General features: G+C 66.9%; 15 protein-coding genes and 1 riboswitch. Of the genes, 9 read left to right on the forward strand and 6 right to left on the reverse strand.

Features of this window, described 5'->3' with window-relative positions; genetic code table 11:
• Positions 1-26 precede the first annotated feature (26 nt).
• Entirely contained in the window at positions 27-326 is a 300-nt protein-coding gene (locus KKR91_RS15840) for a hypothetical protein (protein WP_210227397.1), read from the reverse strand.
• 145 nt (positions 327-471) lie between these two features.
• Here KKR91_RS15840 and KKR91_RS15845 point away from each other — a divergent pair, with 145 nt between their 5' ends.
• Positions 472-1392 (forward strand): SMP-30/gluconolactonase/LRE family protein, encoded by a 921-nt coding sequence (locus tag KKR91_RS15845; protein WP_210227395.1) that lies wholly within the window; start codon positions 472-474, stop codon positions 1390-1392.
• On the opposite strand, the gene KKR91_RS15850 is transcribed toward KKR91_RS15845, so the two are convergent.
• Positions 1385-2446: an FAD-dependent oxidoreductase gene (locus KKR91_RS15850; RefSeq protein ID WP_210227394.1), complete on the reverse strand. Its 1062-nt coding sequence runs from the start codon at positions 2444-2446 to the stop codon at positions 1385-1387. The genes KKR91_RS15845 and KKR91_RS15850 overlap by 8 nt on opposite strands.
• Positions 2447-2835: 389 nt before the next feature.
• Positions 2836-2900, forward strand: a riboswitch (guanidine-III (ykkC-III) riboswitch).
• A 10-nt stretch (positions 2901-2910) separates the two neighbouring features.
• Between KKR91_RS15850 and KKR91_RS15855 the strand changes: the two genes are divergently transcribed.
• The 3 genes from KKR91_RS15855 (at position 2911) to KKR91_RS15865 (ending at position 5192) form a co-directional block, all read left to right on the forward strand.
• Entirely contained in the window at positions 2911-3225 is a 315-nt protein-coding gene (locus tag KKR91_RS15855) for a DMT family transporter (protein WP_210227393.1), read from the forward strand.
• Positions 3226-3227: 2 nt separating this feature from the next.
• Positions 3228-3587, forward strand: a complete 360-nt coding sequence (locus tag KKR91_RS15860; protein ID WP_210227392.1) for a DMT family transporter — start codon at positions 3228-3230, stop codon at positions 3585-3587.
• Between the two features lie 138 nt (positions 3588-3725).
• Positions 3726-5192 (forward strand): amino acid permease, encoded by a 1467-nt coding sequence (locus KKR91_RS15865; RefSeq protein WP_210227391.1) that lies wholly within the window; start codon positions 3726-3728, stop codon positions 5190-5192.
• 142 nt (positions 5193-5334) lie between these two features.
• Here KKR91_RS15865 and KKR91_RS15870 read toward each other — a convergent pair whose 3' ends face one another.
• Positions 5335-6525 (reverse strand): MFS transporter, encoded by a 1191-nt coding sequence (locus KKR91_RS15870; protein WP_237687409.1) that lies wholly within the window; start codon positions 6523-6525, stop codon positions 5335-5337.
• 171 nt (positions 6526-6696) lie between these two features.
• Between KKR91_RS15870 and KKR91_RS15875 the strand changes: the two genes are divergently transcribed.
• The 4 genes from KKR91_RS15875 (at position 6697) to KKR91_RS15890 (ending at position 8416) form a co-directional block, all read left to right on the forward strand.
• Positions 6697-7080 (forward strand): hypothetical protein, encoded by a 384-nt coding sequence (locus KKR91_RS15875; RefSeq protein ID WP_210227389.1) that lies wholly within the window; start codon positions 6697-6699, stop codon positions 7078-7080.
• Positions 7081-7156: 76 nt separating this feature from the next.
• The gene (locus KKR91_RS15880) at positions 7157-7564 is read left to right on the forward strand and encodes a hypothetical protein (protein ID WP_210227387.1); all 408 of its coding nucleotides are present in this window, start codon (positions 7157-7159) and stop codon (positions 7562-7564) included.
• Between the two features lie 56 nt (positions 7565-7620).
• Positions 7621-7989: a DUF1622 domain-containing protein gene (locus KKR91_RS15885; protein WP_210227386.1), complete on the forward strand. Its 369-nt coding sequence runs from the start codon at positions 7621-7623 to the stop codon at positions 7987-7989.
• A 25-nt stretch (positions 7990-8014) separates the two neighbouring features.
• Entirely contained in the window at positions 8015-8416 is a 402-nt protein-coding gene (locus KKR91_RS15890) for a PLDc N-terminal domain-containing protein (protein ID WP_210227384.1), read from the forward strand.
• Here KKR91_RS15890 and KKR91_RS15895 read toward each other — a convergent pair.
• Entirely contained in the window at positions 8413-10002 is a 1590-nt protein-coding gene (locus KKR91_RS15895) for an HNH endonuclease signature motif containing protein (RefSeq protein ID WP_210227382.1), read from the reverse strand. The genes KKR91_RS15890 and KKR91_RS15895 overlap by 4 nt on opposite strands.
• A gap of 243 nt (positions 10003-10245) precedes the next feature.
• Between KKR91_RS15895 and KKR91_RS15900 the strand changes: the two genes are divergently transcribed.
• On the forward strand, positions 10246-11553 hold the full coding sequence (locus KKR91_RS15900; protein WP_210227380.1) for an Nramp family divalent metal transporter: 1308 nt from the start codon (positions 10246-10248) through the stop codon (positions 11551-11553).
• Here KKR91_RS15900 and KKR91_RS15905 read toward each other — a convergent pair.
• Positions 11550-13082: an NAD(P)-binding domain-containing protein gene (locus KKR91_RS15905; RefSeq protein WP_210227378.1), complete on the reverse strand. Its 1533-nt coding sequence runs from the start codon at positions 13080-13082 to the stop codon at positions 11550-11552. The two genes, KKR91_RS15900 and KKR91_RS15905, sit on opposite strands and share 4 nt — an antisense overlap.
• Positions 13075-14052: a thioredoxin-disulfide reductase gene (gene trxB / locus KKR91_RS15910; protein WP_210227376.1), complete on the reverse strand. Its 978-nt coding sequence runs from the start codon at positions 14050-14052 to the stop codon at positions 13075-13077. Before trxB ends, KKR91_RS15905 begins: the two co-directional genes overlap by 8 nt.
• Position 14053 lies beyond the last annotated feature (1 nt).

A 14053-nucleotide genomic window follows, 5' to 3' on the forward strand; every position in this document is an offset into this window, starting at 1 on the left:
TCACTGGCTACCGGCCGGTTTAGCAGTCAGCGGCGGCGGCCAAAGATCAGCGAGGCCGCGGCGGTGGCGCCGGTTACCGTGTACACGGCAGGCCAGGCGCCGAGCTTCTTGGCCAGCGGATGGGAGAGGCCAAAGGCCGCAACGTAGGCGGCGGTGAGGGCGGCAGCGGTGCCGGTGCCGGCGTCGCGCTTCCACAGCAAAAAGGCCACCGTGCCTGCAGCGGCCAGGACGGCTCCGCCGAGCTGGCGGTTGCCGGTGTCGCGGGCGGTTTTGTAACCGCCGATCAGGCCGGCGCTGGAAACGAGGGAGGTCAGGGCTGCACTCACGGTGGTCTTCTCCTAGGGGTCTGAAGGGTATGAACCCCAGCCTATCGCCCCGCCGTCGGGCGCCGCTTTCACCGTGTCCCCGCCAGCGCCGGGACCCATCTATGCTGTGACTCATCCCTGATCCTTCACCGAAGCGGAGCCACACATGCCGATTGCCCCTGAGAACCTGATTGCCCCCGGCAGCAAGCCGGAGCGGGTGGCCAGCGGCGCGGTCTGGGCCGAGGGGCCGGTGTGGCTGCCGGAGCGGCGGGCCGTGCGGTTCAGCGACATTCCCGGCAACCGGGTGCTGGAGTTCAGCGAGGAGACCGGAGCACTGGAGGTCTACGCCGCCGACGCCGAATATCCCAACGGCCGTGCCCTGGACCGCAGCGGGGCGGTGGTCCAGTGCTCGCATGGCCGGCGGGCCATCGAGCGGGACACCGGCACCACGCCCGGCGCCGTGCCCGCCGTGCAAACGCTGGTGGACTCCTACAACGGCCGCCGGCTGAACTCCCCCAATGACGTGGTGGTGAAGTCCGACGGAACCATCTGGTTCTCCGATCCCTCCTACGGGATCCAGAAGGACACGGAGGGGCATCCGGGCCGGGAGGAATACGGGGACAGGTACGTCTTCCGCTTTGACCCGGCCAGCGGTGAGCTGACGCCGGCGGTCATCGATGTGGAGGTGCCCAACGGGCTGGCGTTTTCCCCCGACGAGTCCATCCTCTACGTCTCGGACACCTCACTGGGCACCCCGGCGATGGACGGCGGGGCGCGGCTGCACGGGCATGCCATCCACGCGTACGACGTCGTGGATGGCAGGTTTGCCCGCAACGGGCGGGTTTTTGCCGAGGTAACTCCGGGGGTGCCGGATGGTTTCCGGCTGGATGCCCAGGGGAATCTGTGGTCCTCTTCCGGGGACGGGGTCCGGGTCTTCTCCCCGGATGGAACGGAGATCCTGCATATTCCGGTGCCGGAGACCGTCAGCAACGTCTGTTTCGGCGGCGACGACGGCCGCACCCTCTACATGACGGCCACGACCAGCCTGTACCGGATCCGCACCCTGGTTACCGGCGCCGTCAGCTGAACCGGGCGGCGGCATTCAGCACCGCGTTCCGGGGAGCGGTAAACCGCTGGGCCGTGCTGACCCGGTTCAGCAGCCGGGCCAGCCGGACGGTGCGGATTCCGTGTCGCCGCCGGCCGGCGTCGTACGTCCGCAGTGCCGCCGCAACGTCGGGAGCCGTGGTCAGGGCGGTCACGAGCGCGACGGCGTCGAGCAGCGCTTCGCAGGCTCCCCGCCCGAGGTTCGGCGCCATGCCGTGGGCGGCGTCGCCGAGCAGCGCCGTCCTCCCGGAAACGTAGGAGGGCAGCGGCGGAATATCGAACAGTTCGCGGTAGTCCACCGGATTTCCGTCCAGCGCGTCCAGTACCCGGGCCACGCCGGGGTGCCAGCCCCGGTAGAGCCCGCGCAGGATCTGCGGGGCCTCGGCTTGGACCCGGGCCTGGCGGCTCTGCGGGGCGCCGTCGGGCAGGAAACCAGGCAGGTCGGCCGAACGAAGGCAGGCGAACCAGTTGGTGCTTTCGGCATCTAGCGGCGTGATCCCGAACAGCCGGCCCGCACCCCAGGTCTCCGAAACCCCGCCGGCCCGCCCCGGAACCGTCCCCCGAAAGGCAACGGTCCCGAGCGGGCGGGGACGGGTTCCGAACAATGCCGTGCGCCGGGGGCTGGAAATCCCATCGGCCGCCACCACCACATCGGCTTCCGGGAGGACTGCGCGCTCCGCCACCGGTGAGTTCCACTGGACAAGACCGGCTGGCAGGTACCCGGCCAGGGCATTCAACAGCACGGTCCGGGGCACCAGCCGGGCAGTGCGGCCGAGGCCCAGGGCAGCTATCTCCCTGCCGTCGGGACGCAGGAGGCGGGCGCCGCGCTCCTGCACAGAGTCGGCGCGGACGGCGTCCCCCACCCCCAGCCGGTCCAGGGCATCCATCGCTTCGGGCCACATGCCCAGCGCCGTTCCGCTGGCGGGAAAGCTGGCGTTGCGCTCGAAGACCTGGACTGACCAGCCGGCGCGCAGCAGGCCGCGGGCGGCCGCGGTTCCGGCGATACCGGCTCCAACGATCACTGCTGATCCGCGCATGGTTTGCTCCTTCGGGTAGTGGATGGCCGGGTGATGACGGGACGGACGCTGATCGCTGCCGGACAGCATGCCATGCCCAGGCTCAGCAGAGGGTTTTCATATTCTGCTCCTTTTCCGCCGGAATCCGGCTTCAGTGCTGGTGTTCGGGGTCTGGGTTTTGTTCCGGAGACGGTTGCTCCTCAGACGGTTGTTTCGGCGGGGTGCCGGGCGCGACGACGACGGACTGGCCCATCATCCCCTCGTCCTCGGAGCGCAACAGTGATCGCGTTGATTTTGATAATCGTCATGCCCCCTTATGTCCACGGCCTTATGTCCACGGCCGTGCAGGAGGCGCAGTGGCATCCGGTCAACAACTGCTCCGGTTGGCGCCGGATTTGCTACCGTAGGATGCCAAGACCGGATGCCGGTCTCCGGACGACGGTTCAGTACCCGGACAGCGACAAGACTGGCCAAAGGAATCTGTCATGGCATGGGTCATTCTTGTTCTCTCCGGCATGCTGGAGGCCGTCTGGGCGACGGCGCTGGGCAAATCTGAAAACTTCCGCCGGCGCTGGCCAACGGTCATCTTTGCCGCGGGCATCATCCTGAGCATGGCCGGCCTCGCCTTCGCCATGCAGTCCATTCCGGTGGGCACCGCCTACGCCGTCTGGGTGGGCATCGGCGCGGTCCTCACCGCCGCCTACGCCATGGCCTTCGGCGGCGAAAAGGCCACCGTGGTGAAAATCCTGCTACTTCTCGGCGTCGTGGGCTGCGTCGTCGGCCTGAAGCTGGTGGGCTAAGCATGCCGTGGATCGTCCTTCTCCTCAGCGCCGTCCTCGAAGCCGTCTGGGCCACAGCCCTGGATGCGTCAGCCGGATTCACCCTGCTGGTCCCGACCCTGATCTTCCTTGCCGCCGGCATCGCCTCCATGGTGGGCCTGTCCTACGCCATGAACTCCATTCCCATCTCCACCGCGTACGCCGTGTGGACCGGGCTGGGCGCGGTGCTGACCGTGGCCTACGCCATGCTGTCCGGCGGGGAGCAGCCCGGCGGGCTGAAAATCCTCTTCCTGGCCGGGATCATCGGCTGCGTAGTGGGCCTGAAGTTCGTCGACTCTCCGCAACCCGAGGACGCCCCGGACCGGGACCAGACCGGGGGCTGAACAGCGGCTTCCAGCTGCCTTCTCCACGGCGGGTCTTTCCCGGGGCCCTCCGGCGGGACGATACTGCTTTCGTACTGAATTACCTCTAAGTACGGCACTGCTGAAACAGCCGGCAGCGAGCGATGATCGGAGCCTTCCATGACCACGGCAGAAAGCCCGTCCTCCGCATCCCTCTTCCGACGCAAGCCGATCGAAGAGGTGGAAGACGAAAAAACCGGCAGCAAACTCTTCAAGAGCCTTGGCCTCTGGCAGCTGACCGCGATCGGCGTGGGCGGCATCATCGGCATCGGCATCTTCACCCTCGCCGGACTGGTGGCCAACGGTGGACCCGATGCCCCCGGCGTCGGGCCCGGCGTGCTGATTTCGTTCCTGGTTGCCGGGCTGGCAAGCGCCGCGGCGGCCCTGTCCTACGCCGAGTTCGCCGGCATGGTTCCGCGGGCCGGGTCGGCCTACACCTACGGCTATGTGGCGCTGGGCGAAATCATCGGTTGGTTCATCGGCTGGGACCTGCTGCTGGAATACACGGCGATCGTGGCGGTGGTGGCGATCGGCATCTCCGGGTACTTCACGGAGTTCATGGCGGGGATCGGCGTCGAGGTTCCCGTCTGGATGCAGGGCACGGGCGACACGGTGGAGGGTGGCGTGGCCAATGTGCCGGCCATCGTGGTCTGCCTGTTCATCACCTGGATCCTGAGCCGGGGCACCAAGACGTTCGGGCGGTTCGAACTGGTGGCAGTGGCCCTGAAGGTGCTGCTGATTCTCTTCATCGTCGGGCTGGGGTTCTTCTTCGTGAACCCCGACAACTACTCGCCCTTCCTGCCCAACGGATTCGGCGTGGTCTTCACCGGCGCTGCAACAGTGTTCTTTGCGGTCTTCGGGTACGACGCCATGAGCACCGCAGCCGAAGAGGCCACGGACGGCAAGAAACACATGCCCAAGGCGATCCTGCTGTCCCTTGGCATTTCCATGGTGTTGTACATCCTGGCCACACTGGTGCTGACCGGAATGCAGAATTACACAGAGATCAGCCCCACCGCCGGCTTTGCCTCCGCGTTCCAATCCGTGGGGCTGCCCGTCATCGCCACGGTGCTTTCGGCCTTTGCCGTGATCTCCATCCTCACCGTCATGCTCACCTTCCTGCTGGGCGTGACCCGGGTCTGGTTCTCCATGAGCCGCGACGGGCTGCTGCCGGGATGGTTCTCCGGCACGGACCGCCACGGGACACCGCAGCGGGTGACGTGGATCGCCGGGATCGCGTCCGCACTGCTGGCCGGCATCTTTCCGATCCGTGCGGTGGCGGACCTGACGAACATCGGCATCCTCGCGGCGTTTGTGGTGGTCTCCGTGGCGGTGATCGTGCTGCGCTACCAGAAGCCGGATGCACCGCGGGAATTCCGGCTGCCGCTCATGCCGTGGATTCCGGCGTTCGGGGTGCTCTCCTCCGGCTTCCTGATGCTGCAGCTGCACTGGGAGACCTGGCTGCGGTTCGGCGTCTGGCTGATCATCGGCCTGATCATTTACTGGTTCTACGGCCGCAGGCACTCACTCATGAACCCGGGCAGTCCGCGGCTCGCCCAACCCCCTGCTGCTCCGGAAGGCACCTGAGTTCGGGGAGGCGGGTTCCGGGGAAGGGATTCGTCGTCGACCACGTGTGCGCGGATGTACCCCCAGGCTGTCATCGAGCTGTGAACGGGCTGTGGGTGACAGCGCGGCGGGGCAATTCCGCCTGGTCAGGAAAGGTTGCCCGTCAGGCGGCCGCCGTCGCCGGGGCCGCGGTGCGGTGCAGGACCAGGCCGAGCGCCATGCACAGCAGATACCCGCTGCCAACAAAGATCCACCCGGCCAGGAACCCGCCGGAGTGCTGCAGCAGAAGCCCCATCGCCAGCGGACCGGCGGCGAACCCCGCATACATCCCCAGCGACACAACTCCCGTGGCCGCACCGACGCGGGCCGGTTCCACCTCGCGCAGCACGGCGGCCATGACCACCACATTCACGCCCAGCACCGTTGCGCCGTGGAGTACGACGCCGGTCCACAGAAACACCGGCAGGCCGGTCTGGCCTGCCGCCAGGAGCAGCCCGGCGCCGCCGATGGCGCCCAGCGCCAGCGTGACCAGCAGGATCGGCACCGTTGTGCCGGCGGCCATCCGACGCCCCCACAGAACCCGTGAGGCCACCCCCACCACACCTGCGGCAGCTGCGGCGGCACCGGCCATAAGCAGCGAAAATCCCAGTTCTCGCTGCGCGAAGAGCGGCAGATACACATTGGTTGCCTGCATTCCGGCCCCCGACAGCAGGGCGAAGCCAGCCAGCAGCCACACCGTCAACGGAAACCGCTGGCGCCCGTCGGCTGCGGTTTTGGGTTGCGGCGGCATCGGCGGGTCAGCGGGCAGCTTGTTCCATGAATACAGCAGCAGCGCGGCCATGACGACGGCGGCTCCCGTGGCAGAGCCCCGCCAGCCGGCCACCAGCGCTGCAGCGGGAAAGAAGAGGCTGGAGAACAGCTGGCTGGCTTGGACGCCGGACTGCTTGATGCCCAGCCAACCGGACCGGCGGGCGGGTTCAACGTGATGCGTGATCACCCGGTTGGTAGTCGGGTTGGAAATCGCCTGTGCCGGTCCGGACAGGGCCACGGCAACCAGCAGCCACACGTAGTTGCGGGACAGGGCCATCAGGATCAGTGCCAGCGCGGTTCCGCCGAAGATCATCAGCAGCTGGGCCCGTCCCGGAATGCGGTCGCTGAGCCGGCCCAGGGACACCGAGGACAGGGCAGCGCTGAGGAAACAGACGGTGGCCAGCAGGCCAAACTGCGCCTCGCTGATGCCGAGGTCATCAATGATCAGGCTGCTCGCAGCGCTGAGGCCGTAATTCATGACCGGGCCCGCGCCCATGGCGCAGACCAGGACAAAAAGGAGGCCCGGACCGGACTTCGTGTTCAAATTTCTACCCTTCCCGGAGCGACACACTACATTCTGGCGCACCGTGAAACGGTGTTGCGTCATAAACGGGCTATTATCTGCTTGAGGACCTGCATGGCCGGGTCTGCTATCTGGGGAGTGGAAATGGGCGGGGAGTCTCAAACAATGCCTTCGGCGCGGAAAAAATCCGCAATGCTCTTCCGCCGTGGGCGGACGATGCTCATCGCTGTAGGTATCTTCTGGCTTTGGCTGCTGTTGGGCAGCGCAGACTTCATTGCCGGACTCTTTGATTCCCCCTTCTACGCGCTGCTCGCCCTGTATGGGCTTGGCGTGGTGACCCTCATTTCGCTGCTGGTCGCGATGGTTGCTGCCGTGTACATGCTGGCCAACCGCCCGACTCCCGACGCCAACCCCGTGCGCCGCGAGGGCGAGCCCGGCAACGCCACGCAGCACACCCTCCATGGCGGCCTTTCCGATCTTGCTCCGGTCATTCGCATGGCTCCCCGCCGCGTTGCGAATCACGGTGCCGCGGTTGCCAACAAGGCTGCCGCACTATGGCGGGACATGGCTTCCTGAACAGGGTTCCTGAGTCGCTCCTGATCTAAAGCTGGCGCCGCCTAGGAATGTCAGAGCCGGGCGGCATGGTGGTCCCATGACTTCTTCGCCGTCGGCGCTCCTCCCCCGCAGTGCTGCCCCTGAATCACCCGGTTCCGCCGGACAGGCAACGCAGCAGCGTCCGGGCCCGGGACAATCCCGTGCCGTTACCCATGCCCACTACCGGCGCGAGCCCTACGTGCGGTGCCGCATGGGCACAGCCATCATCGATGGCAAGGCTGCCGCGTGGACCCGCACCCAGGTGCTCCTGCACTGGATCGACGACGCCGGCCGTGCCCATAACCGCTGGATTCCGGCGGAGACCGTGCACCGGATTCCGCGGGACAAGTCCGCCTGGCAGGACCCCTACGACGACTGGTCCTTCTACTACCCGGTGACACAAACTCCTGCGGAGCTCCGTCATTATCCGGGCCGGGGAGTGGATGCGGTGCCGGCAGCGGCCTAGCTTTGTGAGCAACCCTTTTCTGAGGAACGCCAGCGGCCCGGTGAGCGGAGCACATTGTGGATTTCAAGGGCATTATCGAAGTGACCGGCGAAATAGTGGATCTGGCCGGCGTGGCGGCGATCATCATTGGTGCCATTGTTGCCACCGGATCCGCTGCCCTTGCCCTGTTGCGACGCTCCGGCCAACCGGTGTACGAGCCTTACCGGCAGGAGCTGGGACGGTCGATCCTGCTCGGGCTCGAGTTGCTGGTGGCAGCGGACATCATCCGCACCGTGGCGGTGACTCCCACCTTTGAATCTCTGGGTGTGCTGGCGCTGATTGTCCTGATCCGGACCTTCCTTAGCTACACGCTGCAGCTGGAAGTCACCGGAAGGTTGCCGTGGCAGGCACCGCGGCCAAATGTCATCACAGGGGATGAGGTGTGACAGCGGGCCGGGACCATATTCTGGGGTGAACGTCCGGATTGGTGACTCCTTCACCGCCCGTTGTCCCCTGTTCATGATGAAAGAGCAAGGTTATTCCATGCCTATCGAATACCTGATGTGGTTGCCGCTGATTGCAGTATCAGTGGTTCTTTACGCCACTCTGGCCGCCGCGGCTCTTTTCAGTGTGAGAAATTCCCTCTGGGTTTCCGTTGCGGGACGGCGGGCGTGGGCCGCGGTCATTGTCCTGATTCCGGTGGCAGGTGCAGTGCTGTGGCTATTCACCTCCCACCGGCGCAACCTGGCCTTCCCGGATGAGGCGGAAGACCCAAGCGTCGGCGCCGGGGACGACAGCGTAGGAAACAACAGCGGCAGCAGTGAAGGAAGAGTCGAGAGCAGGACCAACCCTCCCACGAAGAGCCTGACCTAGAAGGGCGGAGGATCAGCGTCGGAATCAGGCTGGTCATCCACACCGGTTGGGACCGGAACATCTGCTGCCAGTGGCACGACTGGGAGCGGCACATCGGCTGCCAGCGGCACGACCGGCGAGGTCACCATCTGCAGGTGAGGATCTGTCCGATAAACGCGCCCACCCGGTGAGGTCCACTCGATAATCCCCGCTGCCGGTTGGCAGGCCTTCCAGAACCCTTCGGTTTTGAACATGTGGTGCCGCCGGCAGAGGTGTTCGAGGTTGTCGTGGTCGGTTGCCCCGCCCTGGGCCCAGGGCCGGGTGTGGTCAATCTCGGAAATCACGGCATTGGACCGGCACCCAGGGAACCGGCAGGTTCCATCCCTGGCGCGCAACCAGCGCTGCAGCCCGGCGGGGACTTTCCGCCGTCGACCGACCCGCAGGATTTCCTCGGTCTCCGGATCCCGTTCCACCGGAGTCCATTTCGCTGCCTCCCAGGCCATCCGGCGGGCGGTCTCGGGGCTGATGGGTCCGTAGCCGTGTAGCTCCGCGGGCTGCTCGTCGGCGCCGAAGAGAGTTTCGGCGGTGATCAGCACCAGGATCTCGGTCCGTGCCCGGGCCCTTGCCCGGCCACGGGTCTTGCCGCCAGCCGCTTTATCACCAGGGTTCCCGCCACAGGCAGTTGCGTCGCCCTTCTCTGCATTGGAGCTGGCCTGCTGATCGTCACGGTCCAGCAGCAAATCCTCGAGAATGTCTGCCCGCAGCTGATCCACCATGCGTGGATCGCCGGCGGACCGTTCGCCACGGGCGGCCTTCGAAAGCTGAGTGAAGATCGCTTGCGCTTTCTCTGCTGGCAACAACGCAGAGAGCCAGGACATCCCGTCACAGTCCGGATCCAGCACCACGCGGCGCTTCTCAAAGGCCGTGCGCTGCCGCTTCTGCATCGTCTCCGGATACTTGTTCTCCCGCAGCCGCCGGGCCTTGACCCGAAACTGGGAACCCGTCTGCCCCGCAACTGCCACGCCCAACAGCTCCGCTTCGAATCCCGGCAGTTCGCCGGCGGGAATGCTCTGGGACTGATCCAGCACCGTCTGAACATGTCCGTAGCTCAGCGCCCCGGACTCGAGTTTCGCCAGTGTGGCGGCGTGGGTCCCGCAGAGAGAGCCGGCTTCGTTCATCCGCATGGCCGCCGTGCCGGTGGGGATCCCCAGGATGGTCGCGGCCTCTTCGGCGGCGAGACTGAATGCCAGGCCGGGCTCGGGTTTCCCTGATGCGAAGAACATTTCGTCCCGGAAGATGTCCTCGATTCGGTGCAGGACTTTGGCCTGCTGCGCCTGCACCCATCTGCCCAGCTGATCCAGCCGGGTCAACACCGCACCGGCCTGGTCCTGATCCAGGATTTCGACGCCCTGCAGGACCAGGGAGCCGGTGAAAGCTCCCAGGCCGGCGTCGAAAACCGCCCGGCTGCGCTCCGCCGCGGCCGCCGCCGCGGTCGCGCGCGCCCCGCCACAACCGCCGTCGGCCCCACCGCCGCCGTCGTCGCCGCCCGCGTTGTTGCCGGCGTTGCTGCCGGCGCTGTTGCCGGGAACATTCCTGTCCTGATCCATGTCTTCAGGCTTTCATCCGCCTCTGACATTTCCGGCGCGAAAAGGGCCCCAAACAGGCCAAAACAGCCCCTTTTCCGCCTCTGCAGATACCCCACTTTTTGGCTCGATCACTTGGTCCGGCGGGTCAATACCTGCCACTGCCCTGAGGCCCCCCGGCAGCCGACGTGACAGAACTTTGAGCCCGTGTTCGCATGTCCACGGTACAAACTTCGGCGCACCGAACTTTCGTGCTAGGTTTCATGCATGAGCCGCCGAACCGCATTTGTGCCCCCGTCGGGATCACCCTCGGGACCGCCTTCGGAACGCCCCACGGACTCCACGAGCGCCTCCCTGCCGGCACCGAAACGCCTGCTCTGGATGCTTGGCCCTGCCCTGGTGGCCGGTGTTGCCTATCTCGATCCGGGCAACGTGGCCAGCAATATGACCGCCGGAGCCCGCTTCGGCTACCTGCTGGTCTGGGTGGTCGTGGTGGCGAACGTGATGGCCTGGCTGATCCAGTACCTTTCGGCGAAGCTCGGACTGGTCACATGCAAGTCCCTGCCCGAACTGCTGGGTGAGCGCATGGGCCGCAAGACCGGGCGCCGCCTCTACTGGCTGCAGGCGGAGCTGGTGGCCATGGCCACCGATGTGGCTGAAGTGATCGGCGGCGCGGTGGCCCTGTGGCTGCTGTTCGACCTGCCGCTGCTGTTGGGCGGCGTCATTACCGGTGTGATTTCGATGGCCGTGCTGGCACTGCAGGGCAGCGGCCGGCACCGCACTTTCGAATACGTGATCATCTCGATGATGGCGATCATCGCCGTCGGGTTCACGGCCGGCGTCATCATCGCACCTCCGGACGCCGGCGCCCTGGCCGAAGGGCTGATCCCCCGCTTCGAGGGCAGCGAATCGGTACTGTTGGCTGCTTCCATCCTCGGCGCCACAGTGATGCCGCACGCCATCTACGCCCATTCCGCGTTGACCCGGGACCGCTTCCCGGACCGCAGCGCCATCCTGACCACGCCCATGCTGATCCGCGCCACCCGGTGGGATGTCACCATCGCCCTGGCCGTCGCCGGAACGGTGAACCTCGCGATCCTGCTGCTGGCCGCCAGCTCGCTGCAGGGCGTGGACGGAACTGACACGCTGGAAGGAGCGCACGCCGCGATCGCAGCGTCACTCGGCGGCGTCGTGGCCACCCTTTTCGCCGTCGGCCTGCTCGCCTCCGGCCTCGCCTCCACCTCGGTGGGCGCCTATGCCGGAGCCGAGATTATGCAGGGGCTGCTGAAGGTCCGGATCCCCATGCTCCTGCGCCGCCTGATCACCCTGATTCCGGCACTGCTGATCCTCGCCGCCGGCATCGACCCCACCTGGGCACTCGTGTTGAGCCAGGTGATCCTGTCCTTCGGCATCCCGTTTGCCCTGATCCCGTTGGTCTGGCTGACCTCGCGCCCGGACCTGATGGGCGTGCACTGCAACCGCTGGTGGACGACGGCGCTTGGCGTGGTGGTGGCGGTCCTGTTGGTGGGACTGAACATCACACTGCTGGTGCTGACCTTCAGCGGCGCGGCCTAGCAGCAGCCGCCGGAGGTTTTTGTAGCTTCAGAACGCTCGCCAGTTCCCGAACGCCCGTGGGCGCTGCCGGTGGCGAAGCCCAGGGAGACGGGCTGCGGCCCGGCCGGAGCTGCGCAGCACGACGACGGTTCCTCAGCCTGCGGTGCGCAGCACGACGACGGTTCCTCAGCCTGCGGTGCGCAGCACGACGACGGCGCAGCCTCGTCAGCGGCTGCGGCCGTCTCGGTGTCGCAGCCGCCGCCGCCGAGATCGGTGGAACAGACCCCGGTCTCCGGAAGCTCCAGTTCCAACTGGTCCGCCGCCGCCCAGTTCCCGGCCAGGGCAGCCGCCACGGAACGGACCTGCTCGTAGCCGGTGGCCAGCAGGAACGTGGGAGCCCGGCCGTAGGACTTCATGCCGACAATATAAAAGTCCTTCTCCGGATGGGCGAGCAGCCGCGCTCCATGCGGCGGAACCGTTCCGCAGCTGTGGAATTCCGGATCAATCAGAGGCCCCAAGGCGCGGGGAGCTTCCACGGCAGGGTCCAGATCCAGGCGGATTTCGCGCAGCATCTCCAGTTCGGGCCGGAAGCCGGTGGCCGGAATCAGGACGTCGACCTCCAGGGAGGAATCGCCGTCGGGCGTTGATCCGGTGACCAGCAGCGAGTCCGCAGCCTTGAACCCGGTGATCGTGAACGAGGTGTGCAGTTCAATCCGGCCCGCCTCGACCAGATTGCGCAGCCTGGTCCCGAGAGCGCCGCGAGCCGGCAGCCCATCCAGGTCTCCCCCGCCATAGAGCCGCGTGACGCTGGCTCCGCGGACGGCCCAGAGAATGCGGGTGTGCGGTGCTGAATCCGCCAGGTCTGCCAGGGACAGCAGGGTGTTGGCAGCTGAGTGGCCGGCGCCCACCACCAGGACCCGGCGGCCGGCGAACCGGTCACGGTCGCGACCGGTGACATCGGGCAGCGGCCGGGAAATCATCGGCGCCGCCTCGTGCTCGCCGAGCGCCGGCAGGCCGGCCTGACCCAGCGGATTGGGCCGGCTCCAGGTCCCGGAGGCGTCAATAACGGCACGGGCGCGGTGATCAGTGATGCTGCCGTCCGCCGTCTGCACCCGGACCAGGAACGGGGTGGTGTCGCGGCCGGCGGCGTGGGTGCGGTCCAGCCCGACCCGGCTGACGGCCAGCACCCGGGAACCGGTGTGCAGCGCAGCGCTGATCTCAGCAGTGCGGGCCAGCGGTTCCAGATACTGCTGCACCAGCTCAGCGCCGGTGGGCAGCACCTGCGGGTCCGGCGCCTGCCAGCCGCCGGCCTCGAGCAGCCGGCGTGCGGCGGCGTCGACGTTGTACCGCCAGGGCGAAAACAGCTGCACATGGCCCCAGTCGCGGACGGCGGCAGCGGCGCTGTCTCCGGCTTCGAAGATCAGGGGCGTGAGGCCGTTTTCGAGCAGCTGCGAGGCAGCTGCCAGACCGATGGGGCCGGCGCCGATGACGACGACGGGCAGGTCGGCGAAGGGCGATTCGATTGCAGGCTGGGCGGGCAGGTCAGTCATTCAGTGATCCTTCAAGGAGTGCGGTGGCAATGCTGTCTGAGTCTTCGAGTGCGGCCAGGTAGCGTTCGGCGTCGAGGGCCGCAGCGCAGCCCGTGCCGGCGGCGGTGATCGCCTGGCGGTAGCGGTGGTCCACGGCGTCCCCGCAGGCGTAAACGCCGTCGGCGGTGGTGGCCGTGGTGGGGGCGGCAACAACAATGTAACCCTCCGGATCCAGGTCCACCTGGCCGTGGAGCAGTTCGGTGCGGGGCACATGGCCGATCGCGACAAACACGCCGTCGGCCGGTAGTTCGCGCTTGTCGCCGGTCACGGTATCCGTCAGGGTCACGCCGGTGACCTTGTCCGCGCCGTGGACCGCGGTCACCTCGCTGTTCCATTCGAACCGGATTTTTTCGTGGCTTTTCGCCCGCATCGCCATGATCCGCGAGGCCCGCAGTTCGCCGCGCCGCACGATCACGGTGACCGTCCGTCCGAACCGGCTCAGGAACAGGGCTTCCTCCATGGCTGAATCCCCGCCGCCGACGACCAGGATGTCCTTGTTGCGGAAGAAGAAGCCGTCGCAGGTGGCACACCAGGAGATCCCGCGGCCGTTGAGCCGCTTCTCCTCCGGCAGGCCCAGCTCCTTGTAGGCGGATCCAGTGGCAAGGATGACCGAGCGGGCCTTGAACTTCTCACCGCTGCCGGTCACCACCTTCTTGGTGTGGCCGCCCAGCTCAAGGGAAACGACGTCGTCGTACTGGATGATGGCGCCGAACTTTTCCGCCTGCCGGCGCATCCCGTCCATCAGCTCCGGACCCTGGACGCCGTCCGGAAAACCGGGAAAGTTCTCCACCTCCGTGGTGTTCATCAGCGCTCCGCCGGCCGTCACCGACCCGGCGAAGACCCGTGGCTTCAGGCCGGCGCGGGCGGCATAGGTCGCCGCCGTGTAGCCGGCGGGACCGGAGCCGATGATGATGACCGGATCAGTGCCCATG

Source organism: Arthrobacter jiangjiafuii (assembly GCF_018622995.1).
In the GTDB taxonomy this organism is placed as follows: domain Bacteria; phylum Actinomycetota; class Actinomycetes; order Actinomycetales; family Micrococcaceae; genus Arthrobacter_B; species Arthrobacter_B jiangjiafuii.

What these genes read in the sequence shown, in the direction of transcription:
- KKR91_RS15845 (WP_210227395.1), top strand. Translation starts at nt 472, where the DNA reads ATGCCGATTGCCCCTGAGAACCTGATTGCCCCCGGCAGCAAGCCGGAG.
- KKR91_RS15850 (WP_210227394.1), bottom strand. Translation starts at nt 2,446, where the DNA reads ATGCGCGGATCAGCAGTGATCGTTGGAGCCGGTATCGCCGGAACCGCG.
- KKR91_RS15855 (WP_210227393.1), top strand. Translation starts at nt 2,911, where the DNA reads ATGGCATGGGTCATTCTTGTTCTCTCCGGCATGCTGGAGGCCGTCTGG.
- KKR91_RS15860 (WP_210227392.1), top strand. Translation starts at nt 3,228, where the DNA reads ATGCCGTGGATCGTCCTTCTCCTCAGCGCCGTCCTCGAAGCCGTCTGG.
- KKR91_RS15865 (WP_210227391.1), top strand. Translation starts at nt 3,726, where the DNA reads ATGACCACGGCAGAAAGCCCGTCCTCCGCATCCCTCTTCCGACGCAAG.
- KKR91_RS15875 (WP_210227389.1), top strand. Translation starts at nt 6,697, where the DNA reads ATGCTCTTCCGCCGTGGGCGGACGATGCTCATCGCTGTAGGTATCTTC.
- KKR91_RS15880 (WP_210227387.1), top strand. Translation starts at nt 7,157, where the DNA reads ATGACTTCTTCGCCGTCGGCGCTCCTCCCCCGCAGTGCTGCCCCTGAA.
- KKR91_RS15895 (WP_210227382.1), bottom strand. Translation starts at nt 10,002, where the DNA reads ATGGATCAGGACAGGAATGTTCCCGGCAACAGCGCCGGCAGCAACGCC.
- KKR91_RS15900 (WP_210227380.1), top strand. Translation starts at nt 10,246, where the DNA reads ATGAGCCGCCGAACCGCATTTGTGCCCCCGTCGGGATCACCCTCGGGA.
- KKR91_RS15905 (WP_210227378.1), bottom strand. Translation starts at nt 13,082, where the DNA reads ATGACTGACCTGCCCGCCCAGCCTGCAATCGAATCGCCCTTCGCCGAC.
- trxB (WP_210227376.1), bottom strand. Translation starts at nt 14,052, where the DNA reads ATGGGCACTGATCCGGTCATCATCATCGGCTCCGGTCCCGCCGGCTAC.